This is a genomic window from Caulobacter radicis, assembly GCF_003094615.1.
GTDB lineage: Bacteria > Pseudomonadota > Alphaproteobacteria > Caulobacterales > Caulobacteraceae > Caulobacter > Caulobacter radicis.
In genome coordinates, this window is sequence record NZ_QDKO01000020.1 from 150972 (window position 1) to 163742 (window position 12771).

Consider the following 12771-nt stretch of genomic DNA (forward strand, 5'->3'; position numbering starts at 1 on the left):
GCGGCCTTAGGCCGGCGTCCCCCAGGCCACGACCTTCTCCAGCACCGGACGCCAGTCGGCTTCGACCGGCAGGCCGATGACGTCGCGCAGGATCGCTTCCAGCTCGTCCACCGACAGGTCGCGCTGCTCGACCAGCGCTCCGGTGGCGTCGCGGTGGGTCAGGCGATTGTTCTTCAAGGCGTAGCGAGCGGTCGGCGTCGTGCGCCCCACCGTCATGCTCCAGGTGAAGTGCGAGCTGGGATGAGTGTAGGTGAAGAAGTTGGCCTGCTCGTAGTCGACGCTCGCCCAGGCGCCCTGGGCCACCTGGTAGAGCGGCGCCCAGCGGCCCGAGAGATCGGCCTGCACCTGACGCTCGACCACGCCGTCACATTCGGCATCGACGACGCGGAAGGCGCCGTTGGGGCTGGCCTGGTCGCCGGCGGCGAACAGGCGCAGCGGCGCGGTCAGCACGCAGCCGCCAAAGCCGGCGTCGGCCAGCCAGGTCTCGCCGTCGATCGTCACGCCCAGCACCTGGTGCGAGCGCGGACGCGGCGGCGCGCCTTCCGGCGCCATCCACAGCACCCGCGCCATCAGGCCCTCGACCTGGAAGCCGAGGGCGGCCAGCACCCGCTTGAGCAGGCTGTTCTGCTCGTAGCAGTAACCGCCGCGACCGGCGGTGATCAGCTTGGCGTCGACGTCGGCCGGAACGATGCTGATCCCCCGGCCCAGCAGCACGTCGAGGTTCTCGAACGGGATGGCGTCGGGGTGCTTCTGGCAGATCGCCCGCAGGGTCTGAAGCGTCGGCTCGCGCGGGCCGGCGTGGCCGATCCGCGCGAAATAGGCGTCGAGGTCCACCGCGGCGACCGCCGGAGCGTCAAACATCGAAGTCGAGGCCCATGTCGCTGAACAGGCCGCGTTCCTCGGCCCAGTTCTCCTTGACCTTCACGTGCAGGAAGAGGTGCACCTTGCGGTCCAGGATGTCCTGCAGTTCCTCGCGCGAGGCCTGGCCGATCCACTTCAGCACCTGGCCGCCCTTGCCCAGCACGATGGCGCGCTGGCCCTCGCGCTCGACATAGATGGTCTGCTCGATGCGGGCGCTGCCGTCGGCGCGCTCCTCGAACGAAGTGGTCTCCACCGAGGCCGCGTAGGGCAGCTCCTCGTGAACACGCAGATAGATCTTCTCGCGGGTGATCTCGGCGGCCAGCAGGCGGGCCGGCAGGTCGGCCGTCTGGTCTTCCGGATAGAGCCAGGGGCTCTCGGGCATCATCGAGGCCAGCTTGGCGGTCAGGTCGTCGACGCCCGCGCCGGTTTCGGCGCTGATCATGAAGACGTCGGTATAGACGCCGGTGTCGAAGAAGTCCTTGGCGACGGCCAGCAGGGTGTCGCGCTTGATGCCGTCGATCTTGTTGAGCGCCAGGATCACCTTGCGGCCGCTCTCCTTGAGCGCCTCGATGATGGTCTGGACGTCCTGCACGGCGCGGTGCTCGGCCGGGGTGGCGTTGCGGGCGCGGTCGGCCAGTTCGGCCTGCACGTCGACGAGGTGGACGGTGACCTCGGCCTCTTCCGAGCCGGCCCAGGCCGAGCGCACCATGGCGCGGTCGAGGCGGCGGCGCGGGCTGAAGATCCCGGGGGTGTCGACGAGGACGATCTGGGTGTCGCCGGCCAGGGCGACGCCGCGCACGGGGAAGCGCGTCGTCTGCACCTTCTGGGTGACGATCGAGACCTTGGCCCCGACCATGCGGTTGACCAGGGTGGACTTGCCGGCGTTCGGCGCGCCGATGATGGCGGCGAACCCGGCGCGGGTGTTGGAGGTGTTTTCAGTCATTGGGCGTGCGTGTAGCACAGAGCACTGCAAAAGCCCTCCCCCTTGATGGGGGAGGGTTGGGTGGGGGTGTTTTCGGGCCTTGCCGGCTGAACCGCCGCATAACCCCCATCCCCGACCCTTCCCCCATCAAAGGGGGAAGGGAGATGCCTCCTTAAGTGCCTTGGACCCGCTCCAGCAGCGCCTTGGCGGCGGCCTTTTCGGCCTCCTGCCTCGACTTGCCCTTGGCGATGGCCGGATCGACGTCCTTGACGCTGACCTCGACGGTGAACTCCGGCGCGTGGTCGGGACCGGTGCGGTCGAGCACGCGATAGCTCGGCAGCGGCCGACCCTTGCTCTGCGCCCATTCCTGCAACGCCGTCTTGGGATCGCGAGGACGCCCCTGCCCGGCCCGGTCGAACTCCTCGGACCACAGGTCGAGGAACACCTTGCGGGCCAGCTCCAGCCCGCCGTCCTGGTACAAGGCCGCCATCAAGGCCTCGCAGGCGCCGGCCAGGATCGATTCCGTCTCGCGGCCGCCGATCTTGCTCGACGAGGCCGACAGGCGCAGGGCCGGACCAAGCTCGGCGCCCTTGGCCACACGCGCGCAGGTCTCGCGGCTGACCAGGGCGTTCAGGCGCGGGGCGAGCTCGCCCTCCTTGGCCTTGGGGAAGCGTTCGGCCAGGGCCTCGGCGGCCAGGAGCCCCAGCACCCGGTCGCCGATGAACTCCAGCACCTCGTTGTCGCGGACCTTGGCCTTGGCGCCGTCGCCGACGCTGGCGTGGGTCAGGGCCTGCTCGAGCAGTTCGCGATCCTCGAACCGATGACCGATCCGGCGCTCCAGGTCGCCGACGGCGGCGACCCGTCTGTCCTTCACGGCCATGGCTTTACTTCAACACGCGGAAGAAGCGGCTCGGACGCGCGTCCATGAACCAGGTCCACGGCTTGAACAGGTGCGCGTCGGCGTTCCACGACAGCAGGATGATCTGCGCCTTGCCGACCAGGTTCTCGGCCGGGACGAAGCCCACGCCGATGGCGTCGCCGGTGAACTGGTCGTTCTCGTAGTTCCACTTGCAGGTTCCCGAGTCCGTCTTGAACGGCGAGATGCCCGGGTTGAAACGGCTGTCGGCCGAGTTGTCGCGGTTGTCGCCCATGAAGAAGTAGCAGCCTTCCGGCACTTCATAGACGCCGGTGTTGTCGCCCTGCGTGTCGGGGCCGGCGTCGGCCTGGGTCAGGTAGGTGCGGCCTTCCGGCGTGGTTTCCTGGATGCGCTTCATCGGCTGGGTGAAGCCGTAGCCGCTGTCGACCAGGACGTCGGCCTGCTCCTGGCGCTTGACCGCCTTGCCATTGATGTAGAGCGCGCCGCCGCGGACCTGGATCTTGTCGCCCGGCAGGCCGACCAGGCGCTTGATGTAGTCGACATGGCCGTCGCGCGGCAGCTTGAAGACGATGATGTCGCCGCGCTTGGGCGCCGCACCGAGAATGCGGCCCTTGAACAGCGGCGGGCTGAACGGGATCGAGTGCTTGGAATAGCCGTACGAGAACTTCGAGACGATGATGTAGTCGCCTTGATAGAGGTTGGGCTCCATCGAGGCCGACGGGATCGTGAACGGCTGGAACAGCAGCACCCGCAGCACCAGGGCGATGCCCAGGGCGTAGGCCACGGTCTTGATGATCTCGATGAATTCGTTGACGGCGCCGCCCTTTTCTTCTTCGGGGGGCGTGGTCTCGACGGCTTCGGTCATGCGCGCGGGGCTCTTTGCGAATGGGGGTCGGGCGAGCCCGACAGGTCTTGCTAGACGCGGTTGTCGTCTCGGGCAAGCACCGCCGGCGATAGTGACGCTTCGTGGCGCCCGTTTGGCGCCGGGCCGCCGGCTCGCCTTAAAGATTATTCATTGGCCGCCGGGTTTGGCGAGTGATGTTCTCCCGGCGCCGATTTCGCCCAGGACCTCGCCGATGCGCTCGCTCGCCCCGCTGTTCATCCTCGCTGTAGGCCTGATGGCGGCCTGGCAGGCCAAGTCCGCCGAGGTCGCGCCCCGTCCGGTGGTCGAGGGCGTGGCGCAGGCCATCGCCGACAACTACTACGACGCCGCCAAGGGCGCGGCCGTCGCGGCGGAGCTGCGGGCCGAGGCCGCCAAGGGAACCTACGACCGCCTCACCGACCCGCGCGACCTGGCCACCACGCTGAGCGAGCGCCTGCGGCCGCTGGACCATCACTTCAACGTCTCGTGGTCGGCGCAGCCGCCACCTGCACCGCGTCCCGCGCCGGGTCCGTCAGCCGCCGCGGCTCCCGGCCCGCCGCGCGTCGATCCGATCAGGCGCGCCAACTACGGGATCCGCCGGGTCGAGATCCTGAACGGCAATCTCGGCTACATCGACATGCGGATGTTCGCCCACTTCGAGTTCGGCCAGCCCGACGCGCCGGCCCGCAAGGCCATCGAGGCGGCGCTGCAGACCGTGGCCAATGCGGACGCGGTGATCATCGACCTGCGCGACAATGGCGGCGGCTCGCCCGCCATGGTCGGCTATCTGGCCAGCGCCTTCACGCCCAGGGGCGCCGACATCTACAACACCTTCAAGTATCGCGAAGGGACCGAGAGCGAGGCTCCCAAGGACTGGTATCCGGCCCCGCGCCTGGAAACGCCGCTCTATGTGCTGATCAGCGGCCGCACCGGTTCGGCGGCCGAGGCCCTGGCCTACACCCTGAAGAACGCCAGGCGGGCGGTGATCGTCGGCGAGGCCAGCGGCGGCGCGGCCAATCCGGGCGGCCCCGTGCCGGTGGCCGGCGGCTTCTCGATCTTCGTCTCCAACGGCTCGCCCGTCAGCCCGATCACCAAGACCAACTGGGAAGGCGACGGGGTGCAGCCCGACGTGGCCGTTCCCGCCGCCAAGGCGCTGGACGCCGCCCGCGCCCTGGCGCTGGAAACCGTGCTGAAGACCGCGACCGGCCCGGCCGCCCAGGACGCCCGCTGGGCGCTGGAGGCCCTGCGCGCCGAGGCCTCGCCGCCGACGGCCAAGCCGCTGGCCGACTATGTCGGCGCCTATGGCGCGGTCGAGATCGTGCAGGTCGACGGCCGCCTGGCCATGAAGCGCGGCCGCCGTCCGCTGACCGTGCTGCTGCCTCTGGGCGGCGAGACCTTCACGGTGGCGGGCGAGTCGGGTCGCCGGGTGGTGTTCGAGCGCGACGCCAAAGGCGCGGTCAGCGCCTTCGAGGCGGTCGGCTACGAGGGCGGCGGATCGCGGTACCGGCGGGAGGCGGCGCCCGGGGCCTAGCTTGCCGGCACGGCCTCGATGATCACGAAGGCCTGGGCGTAGGGGTGGTCGTCGGTCAGCGACAGGTGGATCACCGGGACCATGCCCTCGGGGATCAGCTGCGCCAGCTTGGCCGCCGCGCCGCCGGTCAGGGCCATGGTCGGCTTGCCCGAAGGCAGGTTCACGACGCCCATGTCGCCCAGGTGCACGCCCTGCTTAAGGCCCGTGCCCAGGGCCTTGGAGCAGGCTTCCTTGGCGGCGAAGCGCTTGGCGTAGCTGGAAGCGCGGTCGGGCTTGCGCTCGGACCGCTTGCGCTCGATCTCGGTGAAGACCTTGTTGGTGAAGCGCTCGCCGAACCGTTCGAGGGTCTTCTCGATCCGGCGGATGTCGCTGAGGTCCGAACCGATGCCGATGATCACGCCGCTGTCTCCAACCGTGCGGCGTCCATCAGGGTCCGCATGCGCAGGATGGCCTGGGGCAGGCCCACGAAGATCGCCTCGCCGATCAGGAAGTGGCCGATGTTCAGCTCGACGATCTGCGGGATCGCCGCCACCGGCTTGACCGTGGCGTAGTCGATGCCGTGGCCGGCGTGGACTTCCAGGCCCAGCGAGGCGGCGAAGGCCGCGCCCGACTTCAGGCGCTCCAGGATGGCGGCGGCGCGCTCCGTCTCGCCCGCGCGGGCGGCGTCGCAATAGGCGCCGGTGTGCAGCTCGACCACCTGCGCCCCGACATCGGCCGAGGCCTGGATCTGGGCGTGGTCCGGCTCGATGAACAGCGAGACCCGCGCGCCGACGGTGCGCAGGCGGGCCGTGGCGTCGGCGATGCGATTGCCGCCCTTGACCACGTCGAGGCCGCCCTCGGTGGTCACCTCCTCGCGTCGCTCGGGCACCAGGCAGGCGGCGTGCGGCCTGGCGTTCATGGCGATGCCGACCATCTCGTCGGTGACCGCCATCTCGAAGTTCAGCGGCTTGCCGCGTTTGAGGCAGAGGTCGGTGAGGACGGCGATGTCGGCGTCGCTGATGTGGCGGCGGTCCTCGCGCAGGTGCGCGGTGATGCCGTCGGCCCCCGCCGCGAGCGCCAGCTCGGCGGCGCGCACCGGCTCGGGATAGCTCGACCCGCGCGCGTTGCGGATCGTGGCCACGTGGTCGATGTTGACGCCGAGCCGGAGCATGGGGCTCAGCCCTTCAGCCGGCGGCTGCCCGGATCCTCGATCGGGATCGCGGCCAGTTCGGGCGGCAGGGCGTCGGCCGGATAGGCCGGGACTTCCAGGCTGGCCAGGGCGATCAGCGGCACGCCGACATCGACCTTGCCGCCAGAGCGGTCGACGATGCAGGCCGCGGCCACGACATCGCCGCCGGCGTCCTTGATCGCCTGGATGCATTCGCGCGACGACAGGCCGGTGGTGACGATGTCCTCGACCATCACGACCTTCTGGCCCGGCTCGATGTGGAAGCCGCGACGGAACTTGAAGCCGCCGCCCTCGCGCTCGACATAGATCGACGGCACGTTCAGGTGACGGGCGGTCTCGTAGCCGGGGATGATGCCGCCGACGGCGGGCGAAACCGCCACGTCGACATGGCCCACCGTGGCCACGATCTTGTCGGCCAGGGCCTTGCACAGGCGCTCGCAGCGCTCGGGGCGCATGAACACCAGGTTCTTCTGCAGGAAGACCGGGCTGTGCAGGCCGCTGGAGAGCACGAAGTGGCCTTCGCGCAGGGCGCCGGCGGCGCGGAATTCTTCGAGGACGTCGTCGTTGGTCATGAGGCGTGGATATAGACCAGCGCGGCGAGTCTACAAACCACCCTCAAAGGGGCGTAGGACAGCGGCCATGAACGACTCCCCTCCCCGCCCTCGTGTCGGCTGCGGCGCGGCCATCATCGACGGCCAGGGCCGCATCCTGCTGGTCCAGCGCCGCCGCCAGCCGGAAGCCGGCCATTGGGGCCAGCCGGGCGGCAAGCTCGACTGGGGCGAGCCGGGCCGGACCTGCGCCGAGCGCGAGATCCGCGAGGAGTTGGGCATCGAGATCGTCGCCGGCCCGGTGCTGGCGGTGACCGACATGATCGCCGCCGACAGCCACTGGCTGGCCGTCACCTATCGCGCCGACGGCTGCGTGGGCGAGCCGGCCATCCAGGAGCCCGACGCCATCGCCGACTGGGGCTGGTTCGCGCTGGACGCCCTGCCCTCGCCCCTGACCCAGGCGACGCAAGACGCCGTGGCGGCCCTGCGCGGCGAGAGCTGAACTTTTTTCGGCGGGCCGCGTCACACATGCGGCCCCTGCCTCGTCATGTCGGCGCAACCCTCTCAAAGGAGACCCGCCATGACCGCCAAGCTCGATCCCTTCGCCGCCGCTCCGGCCGTGATGAAGCCCTGGTTCGCCGCCTCGACCGCCATCGCCGCCAGCCTCGAACCCAGCCTCGTCGAACTGGTCAAGATCCGCGCCTCGCAGATCAACGCCTGCGCCAACTGCATCAACATGCACACGGTCGAAGCCCGCGCCCAGGGCGAGACCGAGCAGCGCATCTACCTGCTGTCGGCCTGGCGCGAGGCGCCCTGCTACACCCCGCGTGAACGCGCCGCCCTGGCCTGGACCGAGGCCCTGACCCGCCTGTCGGAAGGCCATACGCACGAAGCCGCCCATGCCGCGCTGGCGGCCGAGTTCACGGAAGAAGAACAGGTCAAGCTGACCCTGATGATCAACGTCATCAACGGCTGGAACCGCCTGGCGGTGGGCTTTGGCCTCTGGATCGAACAGCCGGCGAAGGCGGCGGCTTAAACGTTCCTTCTCCCATAGGGAGAAGGAGGGGCCCGCGCCGCAGGCGCGGGAGGATGAGGGGCTACGAGGTCAGCCGGTGTGCCGGCACAGCCTAAATCAATGTGGTGAGGTGGTAACCCCTCACCATCCCATGCTTCGCATGGGCCCCTCCCTCTCCCCTCCGGGAGAGGGGTTCTACCCCCGCGTCCGATCCACCGTCTCGACCGACGGGCAGGTGCGCAGCGCCGCCGAGATGTTGGTCAGGTGCTTGGCGTCGCGCACCTCGACGTCGATGTCGGTGTCGAAGAAGTCGCTCTGCCGATGGTGCATGCGCAGATTGACGATGTTGCCGCCCGCCTCGCCGATGATCGTGCAGACCTGGCCCAGCACGCCCGGCGCATTGCCGATGGTGGCGTGCAGGCGGGCCAGCGAGACGGTGTCGCGCTCGGCCTCGGGCGTCCAGTTGAGGTCGCGCCAGAGATCCTCGCGGTCCTCGTATTCGGCCAGCTTCGGACAGTCGATGGTGTGGACGTCCAGGCCCCCGTCCTGCTCCTTGGCGCCGTCTTCGCGCAGGATGCCGACGATGCGGTCGCCCGGCACCGGGCTGCAGCAGTGGGCGAAGTGCAGCGAGACGCCGGGGGTCAGGCCGCCGCCGCGCACATAAAGCCGCGCGCCCTTGCCGCCCTCGATCTTGCGGCGGGCCGTGGCGGCCTCGCGATCGGCGTCGACCATGCCGGGGAACGCCGTCTCCAGCACCTGGCTGGGCGTCACGCGACCACGGCCGACGGCGTCGAACAGGGTCTCCTCGCTCTCCAGCGCGAAGCGTTCGAGGATCGGCCGCAGCGACACGTCCTTGAGGTTCTTGCCGGCGCGCTCGAAGGTCTGCTCGACCGACACCCGGCCCAGGCGCAGGAACTCTTCCTTCTCGGTCTGGCGGATGTGACGGCGGATGGCCGAGCGCGCGCGCCCCGTCACCGTCAGCGAGCGCCAGTCAGGCGGCACCACCGGCTTGGAGCCGCGGATCACCTCGACCACGTCGCCGTTGGTCAGGATCGTGCGCAGGGGCTTCAGCTCGCCGTTGATCTTCACGCCGATGCAGGTGTCGCCGACGCTGGTGTGGACGGCGTAGGCGAAGTCGAGAGGCATGGCCCCGCGCGGCAGGCTGACCAGCTTGCCCTTGGGGGTGAACACGAACACCTGGTCGAGGAACATCTCGAGCTTGGCGTGCTCGACCAGCTCTTCGCTGTCGCCGCCATGCTCGAGCACCTGCACCAGCTGGCGCAGGTTGGCCAGCGGGTCGCGGCCGCCGGCCGCTTCCATGCCTTCCAGGTCGAGCCCGTAGGAGGCGTCCTTGTAGCGGAAGTGGGCGGCCACGCCCTCTTCGTTGACCCGGTCCATGGCCTCGGTGCGGATCTGCATCTCGATACGCATGCCGCGCGGCCCCACCACCGTGGTGTGCAGCGAGCGGTAGTTGTTGCGCTTGGGCGTCGAGATGAAGTCCTTGAAGCGGTCGGGCACGCTGGACCAGGCCCGGTGCACGACGCCCAGGGCGCGGTAGCAGTCCTCCTCGCTGTCGACGATCACGCGGAAGGCGTAGATGTCGGACATCTGCGAGAAGCCGATCGATTTGCGCTGCAATTTGCGCCAGATCGAGTAGGGCGACTTTTCCCGGCCGAAGACCCGGGCCGGCAGGTTGGCCGTCTCCAGACGGGCCATGATCTCTTGATTCACCAGGGTCACGGCCCCGCCCTGCTCGACACGCAGGGCGTCCAGGCGCCGGACGATGGCGTCGCGGGCGACCGGATTGGTGTGCTGGAAGGACAGTTCCTCCAGCTCGGTGCAGATGCGATGGCAGCCGATGTTCCGAGCCAGCGGCGCGTAGATGTCGCGCGTCTCGCGGGCGATGCGCTCGCGCTTGGCCTGGTTCTTGATGAAGTGCAGCGTCCGCATGTTGTGCAGACGGTCGGCCAGCTTGACCAGCAGGACGCGGACGTCCTTGGAGATGGCCAGGATGAACTTGCGCAGGTTCTCGGCCTGGCGGGTGTGCTCGGCCTGAAGCTCCAGCTTCGAGAGCTTGGTGACGCCCTCGACCAGCTCGGCGATCTCCTCGCCAAACAGCTTGCCGATCTCCTCCTTGGTGACCGGCGTGTCCTCGATGACGTCGTGCAGCAGCGCCGTGACGATGGTCGCGGTGTCCAGCCGGTACTCGGTGAGGATGCCCGCCACCTCGATCGGGTGGGCGTAGTAGGGGTCGCCGCTGGCGCGCGTCTGGCTGCCGTGCATGCGCATGGCGAAGACGTAGGCGCGGTTGAGCAAGGCCTCGTCGGCCGTCGGGTCGTAGGCGTGGACCCGCTCGATCAGCTCGTACTGGCGAAGGAACTTGCGCGGCTTGGGAGCCGGCGGAGCCTCGGGCGCCGGTTGGGCCTGGGGCTCAGATGAAGACGCGCCCGATTCCCCCCCAGGCGAAGGAGAGGATTCGGGCGCGCGTTCGGACGGAGCGGCGGCGAACGCCGCTTCGATAGCTAGAGGGTCTGCGCCGTCGGGGCTCAGTACCGCTCCTCCTGACCACCGTCGCGGTCGCTTTGCAGCGCGCGAACGAGTTCCAGTTCGCTCATCTGCATGTGGGTCGGATCGGCCAGCAGGGCGAGGGTTTCAGCCTCTTCCTCGGCTTCCGAGTGCTCGTCGACGCGCTGCAGCGTGGTGATCAGGTGCTCCTTGAGCCCCTCGTGATCGATCACGTCGTCAGCGATCTCGCGCAGGGCGACGACCGGGTTCTTGTCGTTGTCGCGGTCGACCATCAGGGCCGCGCCGGCCGAGATGCCGCGAGCGCGGTGCGCCGACAGCAGGACGAGCGCGAAGCGGTTCGGAACCTTCTCGACGCAATCTTCGACGGTGACGCGGGCCATGAATTCCTCGGTCTGAGCGTTGGCTCTTGCAAAATAGGGCTCCGTGCGGCGTCACGCAACGCCGCTTCGGTTGTCACCCAGCTTTCGCGAGGCGGCGTGTATGCCTTCTCCAGGAGGCAAAGTCCAGTCGGAACAAGGGAAAGGCTTGGTTCGGCGAACGGGCCTTACACCACCCTTCCGTAAAATCCCCGCCTTCGCGGGGATTTTACGGGTGGTGGGGCTTTGCATCCGCCCCCACGCTGGCGCTGGCCGCCAGCGCCGCGGCGCTCTCCCCGAGCAGCGGATGGGCCCAGTCCGGCGCCACTTCGGCCAGCGGCCCCATGACGAACAGGCGCTCGTGGGCCCGAGGATGAGGCAGGACGAGGTTTCCGTCCGTCACCGTCCGCCCATGGGCGATCAGGTCCAGATCGAGGGTGCGGGCGGCGTTGCGCTCGGACCTGGCCCGTCCGAACTCGGCCTCGATGCGATGCAGGGCCGCCAGCGTCTCGGCAGGCGAAAGGTCGGTCTCCACCAGCGCGACGCCGTTCAGGTAGGCCGGCCCCGCGGGATCGGGCCAGGCGGCCGAGGTCCACCAGCCCGAGCGGGCGACCACCGCCAGCCCCTCGCCCGCCAGCGCCGCCACGGCCGCCTCCAACAGAGCCTCGCGACTCGTGTAGGCTCCCGGCAGATTACAGCCCAGGGCGACGACCACGGCCGCGTCCCGACCATTTTTATCCAGCCGATTTTTCAAGGAATTTGATCCGTGACCTTCTATCCGACCGAGCGGCTGGCGCTTTTCATCGACGGCGCCAACCTCTATTCCGCCGCCAAGGCGCTGGGCTTCGACATCGACTATCGAAAGCTCCTCGACGAGTTCAAGAAGCGCGGCCTGCTCGTGCGCGCCTACTACTACACCGCCATCGCCGAGAACGACGACTACTCGCCGATCCGTCCGCTGGTGGACTGGCTGGACTACAACGGCTTCACCCTGGTGACCAAGCCGGCGCGCGAATACACCGACAGCCAGGGCCGCAAGCGCTGGCGCGGCGACATGGACATCGAGATCGCGGTCGACATGCTGCAGATGGCCGACACTGTCGACCATCTGGTGCTGTTCTCGGGCGACGGCGACTTCCGCGCCCTGGTCGAGGCCGTGCAGCGCAAGGGTCGCCGCGTCACCGTCGTCTCGACCATGAAGAGCCAGCCGCCGATGACCAGCGACGACCTGCGCCGCCAGGCCGACAACTTCGTCGACCTCAACGACCTGGGAAACATCATCGGCCGCCCGCAACGCGCGCCGCAACAGCGCTACACCTCGGCCGACCAGCGCACCCCGGCCGAGCGCGAAGCCGAAGACGAATACTAAGGGCCGACGACATGCAGCATTCCAACATCGCCGGCGAGGTCGTCCCCTCCCCGGCCGAGCCGCCGCGCGACTGCCCGCTGTGCCCGCGCCTGGTGGCCTATCGCCGCGAGAACCAGGACCTCTATCCCGACTATTTCAACGGGCCCGCGCCGTCGTTCGGCGACAAGGACGCCCGCCTGCTGGTCGTGGGCCTGGCCCCCGGCCGCAAGGGCGCCAACCGCACCGGCCGCCCTTTCACCGGCGACTACGCCGGCACCCTGCTCTATGAGACGCTGATCAAGTACGGCTTCGCCACGGGCAGGTTCGAGGCCCGCATCGACGACTCCCTGCAACTGGTCGGCAGCGCGGTGACCAACGCCGTGCGCTGCGCCCCACCCGGCAACAAGCCCGAGACCAGCGAGGAGAACACCTGCCGCCCGTTCCTGAAGGCGCGGCTGGACATGTTCCCCAACCTCAAGGCCATCGTCACCCTGGGCGACGTCTCGCGCCGCAATGTGCTCAAGACCCTGGGCCTGAAGGCCTCGGCCGGCATTCCCGGCCACGGCTCGGAGTTCCAGGCCGGTCCCTACCGCATCTTCAACAGCTATCACTGCTCGCGCCTCAACACGAACACCGGGCGGCTGACGACGCCGATGTTCGAGGAACTGTTCGCGCGAGTGCGGGCCTATGTGGACGCGGCGGACTGAGACGCCGCGCCCCACCTTGTAACCGCCTCCCCTCGCCCCTGTGGCGAGGG

The 12771-nt window shown here is 69.0% G+C and carries 15 protein-coding genes; 5 read left to right on the forward strand and 10 right to left on the reverse strand.

Features of this window, described 5'->3' with window-relative positions; translation table 11 throughout:
* Window positions 1–6: 6 nt before the first annotated feature.
* The 4 genes from DDF62_RS12375 to lepB form a co-directional block, all read right to left on the reverse strand.
* On the reverse strand, window positions 7–861 hold the full coding sequence (locus tag DDF62_RS12375; RefSeq protein ID WP_116489388.1) for an arylamine N-acetyltransferase family protein: 855 nt from the start codon (window positions 859–861) through the stop codon (window positions 7–9).
* Window positions 854–1804, reverse strand: a complete 951-nt coding sequence (gene era / locus DDF62_RS12380) for a GTPase Era (RefSeq protein WP_058350501.1) — start codon at window positions 1802–1804, stop codon at window positions 854–856. The genes DDF62_RS12375 and era overlap by 8 nt, the downstream gene beginning before the upstream one ends.
* A 151-nt stretch (window positions 1805–1955) precedes the next feature.
* On the reverse strand, window positions 1956–2663 hold the full coding sequence (rnc, locus tag DDF62_RS12385; RefSeq protein WP_116489389.1) for a ribonuclease III: 708 nt from the start codon (window positions 2661–2663) through the stop codon (window positions 1956–1958).
* A gap of 4 nt (window positions 2664–2667) precedes the next feature.
* Window positions 2668–3525, reverse strand: coding sequence for a signal peptidase I (gene lepB / locus DDF62_RS12390; RefSeq protein ID WP_116489390.1), 858 nt, complete (start codon window positions 3523–3525; stop codon window positions 2668–2670).
* A gap of 211 nt (window positions 3526–3736) precedes the next feature.
* On the opposite strand from lepB, the gene DDF62_RS12395 reads away from it, so the two are divergent.
* On the forward strand, window positions 3737–5053 hold the full coding sequence (locus DDF62_RS12395) for a S41 family peptidase (protein WP_165832241.1): 1317 nt from the start codon (window positions 3737–3739) through the stop codon (window positions 5051–5053).
* Here DDF62_RS12395 and acpS read toward each other — a convergent pair.
* Genes acpS through pyrE form a run of 3 tightly spaced genes read right to left on the reverse strand, consistent with a single transcriptional unit; the run spans window position 5050 to window position 6793 of the window.
* The gene (gene acpS, locus DDF62_RS12400; RefSeq protein WP_101712028.1) at window positions 5050–5451 is read right to left on the reverse strand and encodes a holo-ACP synthase; all 402 of its coding nucleotides are present in this window, start codon (window positions 5449–5451) and stop codon (window positions 5050–5052) included. The two genes, DDF62_RS12395 and acpS, sit on opposite strands and share 4 nt — an antisense overlap.
* Entirely contained in the window at window positions 5448–6203 is a 756-nt protein-coding gene (locus DDF62_RS12405) for a pyridoxine 5'-phosphate synthase (protein WP_116489392.1), read from the reverse strand. Before DDF62_RS12405 ends, acpS begins: the two co-directional genes overlap by 4 nt.
* A 5-nt stretch (window positions 6204–6208) precedes the next feature.
* On the reverse strand, window positions 6209–6793 hold the full coding sequence (pyrE, locus tag DDF62_RS12410) for an orotate phosphoribosyltransferase (RefSeq protein ID WP_101712026.1): 585 nt from the start codon (window positions 6791–6793) through the stop codon (window positions 6209–6211).
* A gap of 67 nt (window positions 6794–6860) precedes the next feature.
* Here pyrE and DDF62_RS12415 point away from each other — a divergent pair, with 67 nt between their 5' ends.
* Together DDF62_RS12415 and DDF62_RS12420 are read left to right on the forward strand one after the other, a co-directional pair.
* Window positions 6861–7271, forward strand: a complete 411-nt coding sequence (locus DDF62_RS12415) for an NUDIX domain-containing protein (protein ID WP_116489393.1) — start codon at window positions 6861–6863, stop codon at window positions 7269–7271.
* Between the two features lie 78 nt (window positions 7272–7349).
* A complete protein-coding gene (locus DDF62_RS12420) occupies window positions 7350–7805 on the forward strand; it encodes a carboxymuconolactone decarboxylase family protein (RefSeq protein ID WP_116489394.1) in 456 nt (151 codons plus the stop codon).
* A gap of 174 nt (window positions 7806–7979) precedes the next feature.
* On the opposite strand, the gene DDF62_RS12425 is transcribed toward DDF62_RS12420, so the two are convergent.
* The 3 genes from DDF62_RS12425 to folK form a co-directional block, all read right to left on the reverse strand.
* Window positions 7980–10145, reverse strand: coding sequence for a RelA/SpoT family protein (locus DDF62_RS12425; protein ID WP_116489395.1), 2166 nt, complete (start codon window positions 10143–10145; stop codon window positions 7980–7982).
* A 185-nt stretch (window positions 10146–10330) separates the two neighbouring features.
* Window positions 10331–10690: a DNA-directed RNA polymerase subunit omega gene (rpoZ, locus tag DDF62_RS12430; protein WP_058350513.1), complete on the reverse strand. Its 360-nt coding sequence runs from the start codon at window positions 10688–10690 to the stop codon at window positions 10331–10333.
* A 205-nt stretch (window positions 10691–10895) separates the two neighbouring features.
* Window positions 10896–11381, reverse strand: coding sequence for a 2-amino-4-hydroxy-6-hydroxymethyldihydropteridine diphosphokinase (folK, locus tag DDF62_RS12435; protein ID WP_116489396.1), 486 nt, complete (start codon window positions 11379–11381; stop codon window positions 10896–10898).
* 51 nt (window positions 11382–11432) lie between these two features.
* Here folK and DDF62_RS12440 point away from each other — a divergent pair, with 51 nt between their 5' ends.
* Together DDF62_RS12440 and DDF62_RS12445 are read left to right on the forward strand one after the other, a co-directional pair.
* Window positions 11433–12035 carry a LabA-like NYN domain-containing protein gene (locus tag DDF62_RS12440; RefSeq protein ID WP_116489397.1) on the forward strand — a complete coding sequence of 201 codons (603 nt, stop codon included), beginning with the start codon at window positions 11433–11435 and terminating at the stop codon, window positions 12033–12035.
* Between the two features lie 11 nt (window positions 12036–12046).
* A complete protein-coding gene (locus tag DDF62_RS12445; RefSeq protein ID WP_116489398.1) occupies window positions 12047–12721 on the forward strand; it encodes a uracil-DNA glycosylase in 675 nt (224 codons plus the stop codon).
* Window positions 12722–12771: the final 50 nt, after the last annotated feature.